Origin of the sequence: Pseudomonas sp. NPDC077451 (genome assembly GCF_044543345.1) — a bacterium.
Taxonomy (GTDB): domain Bacteria; phylum Pseudomonadota; class Gammaproteobacteria; order Pseudomonadales; family Pseudomonadaceae; genus Stutzerimonas.
On record NZ_JBITVX010000009.1, the window covers coordinates 163,888 to 178,297 of the forward strand.

Genomic DNA, 14,410 nt, shown 5'->3' on the forward strand with positions numbered 1-14,410 from the left:
GCAGTACGTAAAGAGGATTCAGGCATGGCTCGTTCCCCGAGTAAAACCATAAGTGGGGCCAAAAAAACCAAGGCTCCTGAGCGCCCGACCATCGGTTTTGGTGTGCCGGCCACTACTGACCCTCATCACTTTATGGTGGAGGTGCCCAAGAGCTCGACTGGCGCAGTTCGCATCATCGAAAGCCTCGGGCTGCAGGCTCAGGATCAGCAAACCAGCATCATCGAGCGCGTTGTGATTGAGCGCTCGCGCTGGACGGCGATTCGCAGTGAAGTTCAGCGCGCTTTCAATGTGCGCCTAAAGGAGCACAACCTGCGCGTCAGCGCTTGGAAGGTGGGCGATAACCCCGTGGATCGCCTGCTTGGCAAAGAGCTTTGCGTACTGGCCTGGGCGGTTGAAGACATGAGCCCCGCGAAGATTCCAGTTGCAGTACGCAACTGGCTGGCCTTGCGCCCTGAAGAGCGCTGGTGGCTGTTCGGCATGACCGCCATGAGCACAGGCGGTGTGCATGACAGCAACAAGGGTTGGCGACTGGCTCTCCGGCACGCATTGGGCGACGTAGCGCAGACAGAACTATTCAAGCCGCAGGCTGTGAAATCCCGCAAACCAGATACTGAGCGTCCAACGCTGGGCCTGTTCGATTAAGGAAGACCGACATGACTGCAATGACACCCGTACAGCTGGTGCCTTTCTCTCTTAAGGATGCCCCCGCGCTGATCGAAACCGTATTCCCAGCACAAAAGGTGTCATTTGAGGCGCAGCGGGAGCGTAAGGCAAATCTTGGGCAGACACTCACCGGCCTAGGGTCCTACTGGAAAGGCCGCAAGCCCCTGATACTTGTTCGCTCGATTGTGCTTGGAAGCTTGCTGCCCCAAACCGACGATGCAGAGCAGGATCTTGAGTTGTTCGAAGCACTGATGGCATTTGATCTTCAGGGATTAGGTCGTCGCGCAGTGGCTCAAAACGCCCTTAAGCCAGCAGAAATTGCCAGGATGATTTCGCTAAGAAACCCTTGGGATTACTTCAGCTACCAGATCTTAGAAGGCAGTGATCTGCGAGAGGAGGATGTAGACCTCTGGTGGTTCCCCATGGAGGCTGAAGAGAAGGGCCTCAAATTGAGCTGGAAAAGGGGGATTAGTGATGCTGCAAAAGCAGACATCTACACACTGGCACTGGCAACCTTTAAAACTTATGAAGAGCGCTCGCTGCTGTGTAAGCGCCCGGAAGAAGTTGACCAGGCGTTCCTATTAGCTCCCGTGTGGTTGAAAGTCCGTGAACGACTGGGGAGATTTGGGATAACCGCCGATTCAATGGAACAGCTCGTGGAGCAATTAGGTATTTTGCGCTACGGCCATCGACCCAAAGTGGGGGATACCTTCGCAGGGGGTGGATCCATCCCATTCGAGTCGGCTCGCATGGGGTGTGATGTTTATGCTTCCGACCTCAACCCAATTGCCTGCATGCTCAACTGGGGCAATCTGAACATCATTGGTGCTACTCCGGAACGTCGCGCAGAGATCGAAGAGTCGCAGCGACTAGTGGCGCAGGCGGTAGACAAGGAAATTACAGCTCTTGGTATTGAGCATGACGCCCAAGGCAATCGGGCAAAAGCTTACTTGTATTGCCTAGAGGCTAGATGTCCGGATACAGGTTGGATGGTGCCCCTCTCTCCAAGCTGGGTTATCTCAAAGCCGAATAGCGTGATCGCCATGCTTGTACCCGACCATCAATCAAAGCGCTTCAAGCTAGAAATTAAAACTGGCGCAACGGCGGCTGAAATGAAGTCAGCTGACAGCGGTACTGTCCAAAATGGTCGCATGGTGTACTCCCTCGATGGTAAGACCTACTCCACCACCATCAAAACACTGCGCGGCGATTTCAGAACACCGGGAGAAAATAGTAATCAGCTGCGTCGTTGGGAAAAAAGTGATTTCAAGCCACGTCCTGATGATATTTTTCAAGAGCGCCTTTACGCTGTTCAGTGGGTCAAAAAAACTACGCTTGGAAAGCCTCGGCAGGAAACCTTTTTCTCTGCCGTTACTCCGGAGGATGAAACCCGCGAGCGAAAAGTAGAAGAATTCGTGAGCGAGCACTTGGCAGACTGGCAGGATCAAGGGTTAGTTCCTGATATGCGTATTGAGCCTGGCCAAGAGACCACTCGGCTACAGCGAGAGCGTGGCTGGACATACTGGCACCACTTGTTTAATGCTCGGCAACTATTGCAATACGCACTTTACTTCTCCCACAAAACCCCAGAAGACTATATATTCAATGCTAAGTCGTTGGACTGGAACGCGAGAATCGCTAACTGGATGAACCACTGGGAGAAAACGAATAATGTTTTCTACAACCAGGCCCTGAACACTTTCTACAACTACGGTACACGCTGCTTCATGAGCCACGAAGCTGGGCGTTCATACCGTTTTGCAAGCGCTCCAACACCTGATGTCGAGGTTAAAATTAGAAGCCATGAGGCTTCCTCTCTGACTGAGACTTGCGACCTATTTGTTACAGATCCACCTTACGCTGATGCAGTTCACTATCACGAAATTACCGAGTTCTTTATCGCGTGGTTGCGCAAGAATCCACCCGCGCCCTTCAACGAGTGGACGTGGGACTCTCGACGCGCGCTGGCGATTAAGGGAGATGGTGACGATTTTCGACGCGGGATGATTGATGCTTATTCCGCGATGGCTAAACACATGCCGGACAACGGAATGCAGTGTGTGATGTTTACCCATCAAAGCACTGAGGTGTGGTCGGACATGGTAGGTATCTTCTGGGCGGCCGGGCTCCAAGTGGTGGCTGCTTGGTACATAGCCACAGAAACCAGTACTGAGCTTAAGAAGGGGGGATACGTACAGGGGACTGTGACGCTCATGCTGCGCAAGCGAAGTGCAGGCGAAAAAGTCGGCTTCAAGCAGCGCATTCTCCCTGCGGTTCGCAATGAAGTAGCGAGCCAGATCAAGCAGATGATGCACCTCAACGATGAGGTGGAAGCCCGTATGGGTGAGCCTGTTTTCAATGATGCAGACTTGCAGATGGCTGGTTACGCAGCGGCCCTAAAAGTACTAACCGCCTATACCAAGATCGGTGAGACCGATGTCACCACCTTCGCCTTGCGGCCCCGCGTCAAAGGCGAGATCACCGTTGTCGATGAAATCGTCCAGCAGGCCTCCGAGGCAGCCAACAGCTTGTTGGTGCCTGAAGGGGTAGCGCTGGACACCTGGCAAACGATTGATGGCATTCAGCGCTTCTACTTGCGCATGCTGGATATGGAATCGGTCGGCGCCTCAAAGCTGGACAACTACCAGAACTTTGCCAAGGCCTTCCGTGTGGATGACTACACAAAAGTCATGGCCAGCATGACGGCCAATGGCTCGCGGTTGAAGCAAGTTGATGAGTTCGGTTCTCGTGAGCTAACTGATAGCACGGAAATTGGCCCAACCTGGCTGGGCCATCTGATCATCGCTATTCAGCAGCTGCTAGCTGAGGTCGAACCGCAATCAGTGGTCAAAACACTGATGGAGGATCTGCCTGACTACCTCGAAGTCCGTCCAAAGCTGATCGATCTGGTTCGCTTCTTGGAAAACAAGTCCCGCAATGAAGCTGTGCGCTCAGCTGCTGAGGTGCTTGTTTCTCGGATGCAAACGCAGCGGTTGGATTCCTGAGAGGCCAGGGCATGACGATCACCCGTTTGTCATCACGCACCCATGCGCTTGATCAGAGCTTCCTTGTCGAGCACCTCAAAGGGGCTCGGCGCTATCGGCGAATTGCCGGCTATTTCACCAGTTCACTGTTTGAGGTGGCCGGAGAGCTGATCGATCAGATTCCCGAGGTGCAGATTGTTTGCAATGCGGACATTCAGGCTGAGGACTTGCGGGTGGCCCAGGTGTGTGAGGCCAAACTGCTGGGAAAGCTGAACGAGCGCTCGGTTGAGATTGAGTCGCTGCTGAACCGCGAACGTTACCAACGACTGGCCTCATTTCTGGAGAAACGCGGCCAGGTCATCCGGGTTGCACCGGATAGCGCCTGTGGCTTTGTGCATGGCAAGGCTGGAGTGATCGATCTGGCCGATGGCCGCAAGCTAGGCTTCATTGGCTCAATGAACGAAACCAGCAGTGGTTGGCAGAGCCACTACGAAATCCTCTGGTCCGATGATTCCCCGGAAGGTGTCGCCTGGATCGAGGCTGAGTTCGAGTACCTATGGAATGCAGCCAAGCCCCTGCCCGATGCGGTGTGTCGGGAAATTACTCGGCGCAGCCACCGCCACGAAGTATCCATCGAAGAGGTAGAAGAACCTGAGCAAATTGCCCCTGCTGCCTTGATCGAGTCTCCGCTATATCGAGAAGGTTTTTCTTTGCAGCCCTGGCAGCAGGGATTCGTCACTGAGTGCCTGAAGCATTACCAAGAATATGGCGTTGTCCGCTTGCTGCTAGCAGATGAGGTCGGCTTAGGAAAAACACTTTCCATGGGCACGGCTGCCCTGGCGTTATGCCTGCTGGCCGAACAGAAAGGGCGAAGTAAGCCCGTCATCATCTTTGCGCCGGCAACCCTCTGTGAGCAGTGGCAGACCGAGATGATGGACAAGTTGGGCATCCCCTGTGCGCGCTGGCAGACGCAGCAGAAAGCCTGGCTCGATGAACAAGGACGAGCGATCTCTGCCGAGGGTGCTGGCCATGTTGCAAACTGCCCGCTGAGGATCGGCATCATTTCAACCGGCCTGATGCTGCGCGACTCGCCGGAGAAGGCGTATCTGCTCGGGCTCCGTGGCGGCTTTGGGCTGGTGATACTAGACGAAGCTCATAAGGCGCGCACCCGGCAGGGAATGGGCAAGGACGCGGGCACACCGAATGAGCTGCTGGCGTTCATCCGTGACATTGCTGCCCGTTCAGATCACGTGCTCCTTGGTACGGCAACGCCAATCCAGACTCGCCGCGAGGATTTGTGGGACTTGGTGCGGGTTCTGCACCAAGGCAAAGGCAATTTCGTTCTGGGCGGAGATTTTTCAGAATGGCATAGGCCCAAGGACATTATCCCGATCCTCTCTGGGGAAGAGGACGTCACGGATGCAGGTTATGCCTGGCGGTTGCTTCGTGCGCCTCTGCCAACAGTTAATTCGACTCAGGATAGCCAAGCGCGGCGGCTTTACAGCTTGATTCGCCAGGATCTTGGGCTACCGCAGAGCGAGTGGCTTGGTGGCTCATTCTCCGAGCTCGGTGAGGATGCCCGTGAGCAGCTGGAAGATGCACTGGAGCGCCGTGTCGCTGGGGCGAGCTTCTTCCAGCGCGAGAATCCATTTGTGCGCCATGTAGTGCTACGCAAACGTACCACGCTTGAAAATGAGGGCCTTCTCAAGGCTATTGGGGTGGACGTTCATCCTGACGCCGGACTGGTAAAGGATGTTCATCGTTTCCATGCCTTGTTCGAGGGGTTGGCTCTGCGTTCCAGTGAGGACTTCCGCGAGGCTTACAACCAGGCTCGTGGCTTCGGCAAGGCTTTGGCTAGCAGCGGACGTGGAAGTGGCTTCATGAAGAACCTGATGGAGCAGCGCATCTGCAGCAGCATCGTTGCGGGGATCAACACCGCAACCAAACTGCTGGGCGGCGAGACGATCACCGAAGAAAGTGACGAGGGCGAGGTTTCGGTGCAAGTACAAAGCACCGATGAGCAGCTGGCCCTGGAGCGTCTGCTAGATCGCCTAAAGCGGGTCAAGGAAGATCCAAAACTTAAGGCGATCCTGCACTACCTGGAGAACGAGGGTTGGCGTGAGCTTGGCTGCATTATCTTCAGCCAATACTACGACACCGCCCGCTGGGTAGCTGAATCGCTCGCTGCACGCTATCCCGATGAGGCGGTAGGCCTGTATGCAGGGGCTGGTCGCAGCCGGCTTTATCGACAAGGTGACAGCGTGGCCATCGAGCGCGAAACGCTCAAACGCATGGTGGCGGATCGCAAACTTCGCCTTATGGTCGCCACCGACGCAGCTTGTGAGGGACTCAACCTGCAGACGCTGGGTACGCTGATCAACGTAGACTTGCCATGGAATCCGACCAAACTCGAACAGCGCATCGGCCGCATCAAGCGGTTCGGTCAGACACGCGACAAGGTGGACATGCTCAACCTCGTGAACGAGCAGACGGTGGACGAGAAAGTCTACGACCGCCTTTCCGAGCGCATGAAGGACCGCTTTGATCTGTTCGGATCGTTGCCGGACACCATCAAGGACGAATGGATTGACGACATTGAGCATCTGGGAGAATTGATGGATCAGTACATCAATGCCCAGAAGCAGGAAACCGGCTTCGATCTGCGCTACAACGCAACCATGCGCCCAACTGATAACGACTGGCGCAACTGCGCCCAGGTCTTGTCACGTAGAGATTTTGAGACGCTAATGAGAAAGGGTTGGTGAACCGCCTGCCGGTCTTCTAGCAACTCCGCCCAGATCGTGAGGCAACTCAACCGCTTCGCACCGGCGTGAGTATAGGCGTTGGCGAACACACAACTACTTGCCTCGCGCCCCGTGTCAGAGCTACGTAAAGGTTTTGGGCTGTCATCAACTCAGGATGCAGAATCACCGAGACGTCCGCCTCCAGGCCCTTGAGAAGTAACGTGCTGCCGACCGAACGTCGTGAAATCGGCCGCGCCAGATGTCGGTTGCGTTCGCGAGCCTGAATGGCTGCAGTCAGAAAGTCGGGACCCCCTCCTGCCACGGCTTGCATGGCAGAGCGACAGCAATGCAGGACTTCTGGTCGGAACACGCGTGAGCCAGGCTGCTCAGCAAGGGCATTTAAGACACGGTGCGCTCGTTCAAGCGCTGGCTCCGCAACGAATTCAACGGCCTCGGCCTCAGCTGGGGTCGGAGGTGTTCGAGCCCTTCCGCCACGCAGAGACTCGACACGCGCTCGTAGGTTTGCGGTACCAACCCCCGTCATCACGCTTGAAGCAAATTCAGCGAGTTGCGCCAGAGGATTAATGCCCTGCAGATCGAACTGCCTTGCAAAGTTGACTAAATCTCTTAGGTCAACGGCTTCGACAGCCATGGCTCCTGGGGTCTGGCTCGTTAGCTGATGGCGGCCCTGCACGTTCATGGAGTCCCCGATGATGAGGACGGTGCCTTGAGCGTTGGGGGCCACAGTTCTCGCGGCCACTAGGCGCTGCTGGGCTTCGGTTCCAGCGTTCAACTGAACCAAACGCACTTCTGCCGGAGCCGTGCGTATATCCACAGGCTGGCCTGCCTGAAGTTGCTGCCGGATAGCGAGCAACCACTGCCCAAGATTTTCAGCCCCGGCCAGTCGCCAGCGCCATGGCGTCCTCAGTTCACCCGCCGCGGGAAATTGGGGCTGAACTTCATTCGCCCAATGCACCAATCGATTACCACGGAAACCGAAGATGGCTTGCATGGGGTCACCAAGTACGCAGGTCGGAAGCACCTGGGCCAAAGCTGACACGATGGCATGCTGGACGACATTACAGTCTTGGTACTCGTCGACAAGCAACCGAGCGTAACTGGCACGGAGAGGCTGGGCGAGGTGTCCAGCGTGCAGTAACTGCCTGGCGGCTTCTCGAATTGCAGGGTAGTCCGCGTTGGGCTGGTGGAGCTCCAAGATTTGCGGGTTGTGGCCGCTTCGCGCCGGGAACTTCGCGATGAGGCGCATTGAGAATCCGTCGATGGTGGAGACCCGATACGCGGAACTAGGGACGCCTGCCCGTCTCAGGCGCGCGCGCAAAGCCGCAACGCCGGCGTTCGTGTGCGTTAGGACGAGGATGGGCTTGCTCTGCGTATGCGCGATGAGCGTGTCAGCAATCAGCTGCGTCTTCCCACAACCTGCGGGGGCTGTTATTGAGCCACGCTCGATGGCGAAGATGTCGATTTCAAGGGGCACTTGTAAATGTCCAGAGCTGGTTCGTGACTGCCATGAAACCTGCATCGGCGTTCTGCAGAGACGGGCCAACGATGTCCCTCGCCACCTCCTGGTAGGTTGTCAACGACTTGAACCACCCGCTGTTGCGAATACGGGATGCTATGCCCAGTAGCTCTCGTTTCGCGGGTGAGTAGCCATCCACGAGTCGTTCAGCCTGGATATCGTTCAGCGTCACGCGCCCTTGGGATCTAGTCTGAATATGCTCGTTCATCAGTTCGGCACCCACTATCGCTTCGGCTTTCGCCAGAAGGGCATCAAGTGCTTGGTCACTGAGATGGCGAAATATCTCATCCTCCAAAGTAAGGCCCGGACGCCAAGTAAGAATTTGCCCACCTGCGGCCAAGAATGCTTCCGCGAGTCCTGCGGTCGACGGCTTGTCAGCGTCCACAAAAACCAACACGCGATAGCCTAGGTGCCGAAGTGCGGCTCCGCGGATAAGACTGTTATCAGGAGTTCCCCCGCCGGCGTTCACGTAAGCACCTCCATGTGCCAGAAACGAGGTGGCCCCAAGGCTCACCCACCATTGGTCGAGGCCACGCGCGAAACCTACCTCACTCGCGCCCTCGCAGACGATGATGGATTTGGCGAGAAACGCCTCCGGGTCGGTCCGCAGGGTACTCTGTACTTCGTTAGCTTGCCCTGCCGTCATAACGCTGTGGCGTTCAGGCCCTGATCGAACAACGAACAGTTGGCTACCGGACAGCTCGCGAAGCGCGACCGGCGAATGCGTCGTCATGAAGACCTGCAGCGGAGCTGCTGCGTCCTTCGCGCCGAGAGAATCTAGGAACCGCATTAGCCTATGAGGTTCGAGTCCATATTCCACCTCATCGACTAGAGCAATGGGAGCAGCACTGGCCGCAGCCCTCTGAAGCCCAGCCACTAGCAGGCGTGACGAACCTGTTCCAAGGGAACGGAGCGGAATGCCTGTCTCGCTGTGCAACGCAATGGCCCCCTCGCCAATCGACACAGAGTGCGCATCAAGTAGTGCCAGCGGCATCGCCCCGACCGAAACGCCGAGATGTTGAGCTGTCTGCTGCACTACCCCAAGTGTCTGGGTTAGATGTGCGGCCGCTTGATTGCCAAAGTTCGCTCTTGCCTGCCTGGCGGCGCGCGCAAGTTCGGCACCAAGCTCCGCTCGCTCATCAGTAAGTCGATTGAGCACCGAACCACGACTCCATGACAGGTTCGAGCTCGCGAAGCTACCTATGCGGGCGGGAGCTAGTGCCGATCGCTCCTTCCAGGGAAGACTACGTTCGAGTTGCTGCAGCTCCGCGCGCTCAGAGAAAAGCGTCCAGGAAGGCTCCAAATCGGCACCAACCTGCAAAAGCAATGTGATTACAGTCTCAAGACCTAAACGCGGCTCATCTTCGACTGCCCCAGTTTCGAGATTGAATCCACGCAAGAAGTCGCCATAGAAGTCGATATCCATCAGCGATGCAGGCAGATCACCAAGCGTCACACTGATAGTGATGGGCACTTCGACGTTCAGAGCAAAAAAGTCCATATCGCCGAATGAGCTGCTTCGGCGAGCGCCAAGACAGAGGTCTATCGCGTCGAGAATAGTGGATTTGCCACTGTCGCCTGGGCCTATAAGACAGTTGATGCCGGGGGATGGCACCCAATCCAGCGCTTGGATAGACCGGAAATTGCTGATTTTCAGTCTACGAATGCGTGCCACGGAGACTCCTCAAGGGTTAACGGCGGTCAGTTTTCTAGAAGGAGCCGAGAGTATCGCTGTCTCCAGGGTGCAGTGACACTTCAATCAAGTGACGACTTCTATGAGCGCTACTGCCAAGCACCCTACCACCCAGCTGTTTCGAGTCACTCCAGCTCAGAGTTGTCCGCGTGCTGTGACACTCTGACCTTCGGCCGGCTTATCCAAAGATGCTGTATCCTTGGGCAGACAGAAAAGATCACTACCAATGACACAACCCTCGCATACAGGACCTACGGCACATCACCGCTGTCTTTCAGCAAATGCCATGGCCGGCCAAGCAATTCCGAGCACGCTGCCTGCGCACCACCGAAGCAGTAATTCAAACCTCGGGTGAAGGCTTGTGGTGATGCGTATCGCACCGGCTCACCTTTCTCATTCCAGATATCGGCATTGACCGACCGCAACAAAGCATGGCCCGCAACCAGGTCATGGGTTGAAACGCTGTACAGCGATACGGCAGCAACACCATCGCCCGCGGCTACACGCGCCAGGCGGTAAGCGATACTTAGCATCGGATGGAAAAAGGCAGGCTCGCAAAGTAACGAATTCTGCTTGGCTTTTTGGGTTGCCCCATAGCTAACCATTACCGCTGTCCCCGTTGCCAAGGTCACCGATTGCAGGTCATTCACTATTGGGCGACCATTTCTAAGCAGGGCCGGCATACCTTCAGCCCAAGCAATGCAGTCTGGGCCTCTAGACGTGACAGGGGCGTGCACCACGCCTAGCACGGGCGTTAAGTTGTGCAGCAGTCCAATAGAAACGGCAGAGCCAGCACGCCGTTCCAGGAAGTCAGCTGTGCCGTCATTAGGGTCAACAACCCAACAAAATGGATGGGCTGATAGCTCGCAGCCTGTTTCTTCTCCGACAAAATCACAATCAAGGATTTGCTTAAGTCGGCGTCGCAAAAGTAACTCGATCTCAACATCGACGTCAGCCTTAAAGCCACTGCCTCTTGGGCCGTCAGGTCTATTGAGTTCTGACTCAATAAGTCGACCAGCTTCGCAAGCAAGCTGCATGACGGGATCAAGAAGATCGCTCAACCGCAGCCCTGTCATCAGCTCTTTTCCCAGTAGTTTCCCTTGCTGACTAAGCCAAAATCCTCAGAGGAAAATGGCTGATCATCATCGAACATACCATTGACCATGCGCTCCCGACGCAATCCACTCAACACTCTGAAAAAACAGGGCTCGCAGAGATGCACCCGGTAGTGCTCCCCGTCATGCTGTGAACCATATCCCCACTGGGCTTCAAGCTTGCCGTATTGGAGACCATAGCCTGGAATACGTGTACTAGAACTGCACACGTCACAGATCACATCCTCAACCACATCGAACCCGTTGGCGACTTAAGCTCCATACGCACTGCTCGATTACGTCCAGGCAGCACCGGCCGGTAGTGGTTTCATGCACACCGATATCGTGTGATGAGCTTCGACTGGGTGAGCATCAAAAACAAGCCAGTAGCTGCTGCCGGTAATGCTGGGAAAAGCTGACCTGGTAAGCGGGCTCAATTGAAAAGCCACCCAGCGAAATAATGTTCGTAGCCTGCGACCCAGTACCAGGTTCTGCACTACCCAACCCTGCATCTCCGATACTTTCTGCATGCTCCAAAGCCCCCACCGGGTCTGGCCGGGAGCCTGGGGTTAAACCTGCCATATGAGTATCGCTTAAAACAGCCAGATCATCCGGTAAGTCATCCGCAATTCGCTCCGCAAAGCCCTGAAGCGTTGGCTCCGCCAACATGAATAGCCATGCCTGGTCGTCGGACTCACCTGTGCGCCGCAGCACTCGCCCCAGAACTTGCCGGTAATGCAGTTCGGTGCGGATACGGCTGAGATAGCAGCACACTTGCAGGCGCGGAATGTCGGTGCCTTCGCTGATCATTCCGACGGCCACAATCCAGCGGCAGGTGCTGCTGCGGAATGCATTGATCACCTGCTGCGCATCCGGGGTTTTGTTGGTCACGATGCGGCACTCTTCACCCATGGCTTCCAGCGCGAGTGCAATTTGCTGAGCGTGTTCAATATCGGTGGCCACCACCAAACCGGCGGCATCAGGCTTGATCTGGCGTAGCTCGCGCAGTTTGCTGCAGCCAAGGTCGAGGATTGGATTGATCACCTCATCATGACGCAGCAGTTCCTCATAGGTGACAGGTGACTCGCCCAACAGTTTGGCGATGCTGGGAAACAGCCTAACGGAGCTATCCGCACCCAATTCTTCCGTGAGTTTCACCTTCTGATTGTCGAGCAGAACAATGCGAGGGGATCGGCACACGCCGTCGGCAATGGCGTCTTTCAAGCCATAACGGTAATCACAGATCAAATGCCCCTCAGGCGAAGAGTAGCGCGCCAATGCTATGGCCTTATCGTCCGAACGCCAGGGCGTGCCCGAAAGGGCCAGCGTGAAGGCAGCCCGATCCTGTATCCGATGCAGTATCTGCTGCCCCCAGGCATTGCTGAGCAGCGGATCGTGGCCGGCGCAATGGTGGATCTCATCGAAGACCACGAACACCCGGTAGTTATCAAGAAGCTGCCAGAATCCCTCATCACGGTATTCCATGGCCTGATAGGTATAAGCCGCGCCCACGGCACCTATCTGGCCGTCGAGACGCCTGCCTAGCACTTCCGCAAAGGTCGAACGAAAACCCTCCACGACCTGACATGACGGCGCAAAGCACAGCACCAAGTCGATTCTGTCCTGCTCAAGAAGTCGGCTGGCCAGTTCTGCAGCCATGCGCGTCTTTCCGGCTCCCGGCGTTGCCTGGCAGAAGAAGTGCGGCGTGACGGTGAAGTGCTCTAACGCCCTGGTGATGCAGCAGTTCTGCCAGCTCCGTAGCGAGCTGCTCATCGTGGCGCAGCGAGCGTTTTGAGGGTCTTCTCGATGGCGCGCAGATGCCCCAGAAGACGAGAACTGCGATCTCTGGCCTCCAGATAATCGCCTTCAACCTTGCTCCGCAAATGCGGCATTTCGTCCAGCAGCAGCTTGAACCGCTCCGCCTCGCCCATTGAAGTGAGAAAGTCCAAGCGGATTTCCTTGTGGAGTGCCTCCAACTGCAAATCCGTATTGGGGATGTAAGCCGGAACCCCAGAAATTTCCGTCACCCTAGTTGGGTGGGCTCAACACTCGTGTCACCAGCTACCTTCTGGAGAATCGAGCTCGGCCATCCCTCCCTGGACGGGCATCGCTCGACGATGTTCAACGGCTCCCTCACGGGGCCGTCGTTTTGTGGGGGCTATTCCATCCACAAGTCGTCGAGGTTCTTGAAGTTCCAGAGCGTCGGGTCTTCGGGGCCAGTGATACTGTCCTTGCAACTCGTGGCCGCCAGGTCGATGGTCTGCATCGGGATCGGCTCTCTCGAGCGTAGCGAGAAGAACACGCGAACCTTGGGAGTCAGCAGTGATTCCATTCCCGGCTCAACGACAACGGCCAGACGCTGAGAGGACAGGCGAACCAAGGAGCCGACGGGGTAGATGCCCACGGCCTTGACGAAGGCGTGGAAGATGCGTTTGTCGAAATGGCCCTCCCACTTGGCCATCTGCCGCATCGCCGCGGACGGGTCCCACGGCTTTTTGTAGGCTCGCTCCGACGTCACGGCATCATAGACGTCGCAGATTGCGCCCATGCGGGCCAGGAGTGAAATGGCGTCACCGGCCAAGCGATCCGGGTAGCCGGTTCCGTCGATCTTCTCGTGATGGTGCAGGGCAATGTCCACCACCCCGGGCTCGGCCCCGCCTGCGCGCAGCATCTTTGCGCCCTCCACAGGGTGGCGCTTCATGATGGCGAACTCGGCATCGGTGAGCTTGCCTGGTTTGTTAAGCACTTCCAGCGGCATCGCGGCCTTGCCTAGGTCGTGCATCAGTCCGCCGATGCCAGCCAGGCGCGTTTGCTCCTCGTCTAGATCGAGATGCCGGGCCAGCGATAGCATCAGGGCGCAGACGGCAACCGAGTGCAGGTAGGTGTAATCGTCGTGCGTTTTGATGCGTGCGACGCTGATGAGGGCATGAGGTTGGCGCAGCACCGAGGCAGCGATTTCTCCGACCAGCGGCAACGTCGTGCTTGGGTCGACGGCCTTGCCAAGCCGGGCTTCCTGGAACATGTCCATGACTTGGGACTTGGCCGCAAGACAGAGTTTCCGTGCATAACACATTTCGCTCTCCATTGAGGTTGCGCCGTCACTTTTCTTGCTTAGTGGACTAGACGGCAGAGATTGCTCCTCCGACAATTCTCTGGGCTCTGGGCTCTGGGCTCTGGGCTCTGGGCTCTGGGCTCTGGGCTCTGGGCTCTCTGGGCTCTCTGGGCTCTCTGGGCTCTCTGGGTCGACTTGGCTTTTGGCCAAGTCGACCCAGACCTCCCCGACGCCACATTCTCGAATGGCAGAGAGATCCTGAGGCTCGGTCAGCAGGAAGCTGCCGCGCCAGAATGGGTGTCGAACCCAAGAGCCGGCGAGCTTGTGGATGTACATGCCGAGACGAAGCTCGGATACGGGAATGCGTTTTACCAACTTATTTTCCTTTCTGAGTTGGGTGGTTAGGCGTGCGCCGAGGCTGGCACCCAGCGGTAGAGCGGAGGTAAGGTCACGCCAAGATTCTTGGATCAGCCGGAACCGCCGAAATTTCCGTCAGCCGATCAACATGGCTTTGTCTCGCGCTCGGTCGATGCGTTCCTGCATCGCCTGCATGACTTCTTCGTGGGTGTACGACTTGGCGTTGGGGTCGTCGGCCTCTCGGAGAGCTTCCTCGACCTCGCGGGTCATCCGCGCATATTCTTCC

The 14,410-nt window shown here is 56.7% G+C and carries 9 protein-coding genes and 1 pseudogene; 3 read left to right on the top strand and 7 right to left on the bottom strand.

Translation table 11 applies throughout. The features are described from left to right. The first annotated feature begins 24 nt into the window (after nucleotides 1–24). Genes ACIGHL_RS15790 through ACIGHL_RS15800 form a run of 3 tightly spaced genes read left to right on the top strand, consistent with a single transcriptional unit; the run spans nucleotide 25 to nucleotide 6,412 of the window. On the top strand, nucleotides 25–642 hold the full coding sequence (locus tag ACIGHL_RS15790; protein ID WP_499176863.1) for an anti-phage-associated DUF3780 domain-containing protein: 618 nt from the start codon (nucleotides 25–27) through the stop codon (nucleotides 640–642). 11 nt (nucleotides 643–653) lie between these two features. Then, nucleotides 654–3,668, top strand: coding sequence for an anti-phage-associated DUF1156 domain-containing protein (locus ACIGHL_RS15795; protein WP_499176865.1), 3,015 nt, complete (start codon nucleotides 654–656; stop codon nucleotides 3,666–3,668). 11 nt (nucleotides 3,669–3,679) lie between these two features. Next, the gene (locus tag ACIGHL_RS15800; RefSeq protein ID WP_499176867.1) at nucleotides 3,680–6,412 is read left to right on the top strand and encodes a phospholipase D-like domain-containing anti-phage protein; all 2,733 of its coding nucleotides are present in this window, start codon (nucleotides 3,680–3,682) and stop codon (nucleotides 6,410–6,412) included. Nucleotides 6,413–6,458: 46 nt separating this feature from the next. Here ACIGHL_RS15800 and ACIGHL_RS15805 read toward each other — a convergent pair whose 3' ends face one another. The 7 genes and pseudogenes from ACIGHL_RS15805 to ACIGHL_RS15835 all read right to left on the bottom strand — a co-directional run bounded on the left by ACIGHL_RS15805 (nucleotide 6,459) and on the right by ACIGHL_RS15835 (nucleotide 14,142). After that, entirely contained in the window at nucleotides 6,459–7,886 is a 1,428-nt protein-coding gene (locus ACIGHL_RS15805) for a UvrD-helicase domain-containing protein (protein ID WP_499176869.1), read from the bottom strand. After that, nucleotides 7,876–9,603 carry an ATP-dependent nuclease gene (locus ACIGHL_RS15810; protein ID WP_499176871.1) on the bottom strand — a complete coding sequence of 576 codons (1,728 nt, stop codon included), beginning with the start codon at nucleotides 9,601–9,603 and terminating at the stop codon, nucleotides 7,876–7,878. The genes ACIGHL_RS15805 and ACIGHL_RS15810 overlap by 11 nt, the downstream gene beginning before the upstream one ends. 269 nt (nucleotides 9,604–9,872) lie before the next feature. Further along, nucleotides 9,873–10,697 (bottom strand): inositol monophosphatase family protein, encoded by an 825-nt coding sequence (locus ACIGHL_RS15815; RefSeq protein WP_499176873.1) that lies wholly within the window; start codon nucleotides 10,695–10,697, stop codon nucleotides 9,873–9,875. Continuing rightward, nucleotides 10,697–10,969, bottom strand: a complete 273-nt coding sequence (locus tag ACIGHL_RS15820; RefSeq protein ID WP_499176875.1) for a hypothetical protein — start codon at nucleotides 10,967–10,969, stop codon at nucleotides 10,697–10,699. Before ACIGHL_RS15820 ends, ACIGHL_RS15815 begins: the two co-directional genes overlap by 1 nt. 118 nt (nucleotides 10,970–11,087) lie before the next feature. Then, nucleotides 11,088–12,488, bottom strand: coding sequence for a DEAD/DEAH box helicase (locus tag ACIGHL_RS15825; RefSeq protein ID WP_499176877.1), 1,401 nt, complete (start codon nucleotides 12,486–12,488; stop codon nucleotides 11,088–11,090). Next, a pseudogene (locus ACIGHL_RS15830) lies at nucleotides 12,485–12,706 on the bottom strand (VspR family transcription factor); the annotation flags it as partial. The gene ACIGHL_RS15825 and the pseudogene ACIGHL_RS15830, both read right to left, overlap by 4 nt. 167 nt (nucleotides 12,707–12,873) lie before the next feature. Beyond that, on the bottom strand, nucleotides 12,874–14,142 hold the full coding sequence (locus ACIGHL_RS15835) for a cyclic di-GMP phosphodiesterase (protein WP_367243569.1): 1,269 nt from the start codon (nucleotides 14,140–14,142) through the stop codon (nucleotides 12,874–12,876). Nucleotides 14,143–14,410 lie beyond the last annotated feature (268 nt).

Coding starts and splice junctions, on each gene's coding strand:
- ACIGHL_RS15790 (WP_499176863.1), top strand. CDS start 25: ATGGCTCGTTCCCCGAGTAAAACCATAAGTGGGGCCAAAAAAACCAAG.
- ACIGHL_RS15795 (WP_499176865.1), top strand. CDS start 654: ATGACTGCAATGACACCCGTACAGCTGGTGCCTTTCTCTCTTAAGGAT.
- ACIGHL_RS15800 (WP_499176867.1), top strand. CDS start 3,680: ATGACGATCACCCGTTTGTCATCACGCACCCATGCGCTTGATCAGAGC.
- ACIGHL_RS15815 (WP_499176873.1), bottom strand. CDS start 10,697: ATGACAGGGCTGCGGTTGAGCGATCTTCTTGATCCCGTCATGCAGCTT.
- ACIGHL_RS15825 (WP_499176877.1), bottom strand. CDS start 12,488: ATGAGCAGCTCGCTACGGAGCTGGCAGAACTGCTGCATCACCAGGGCG.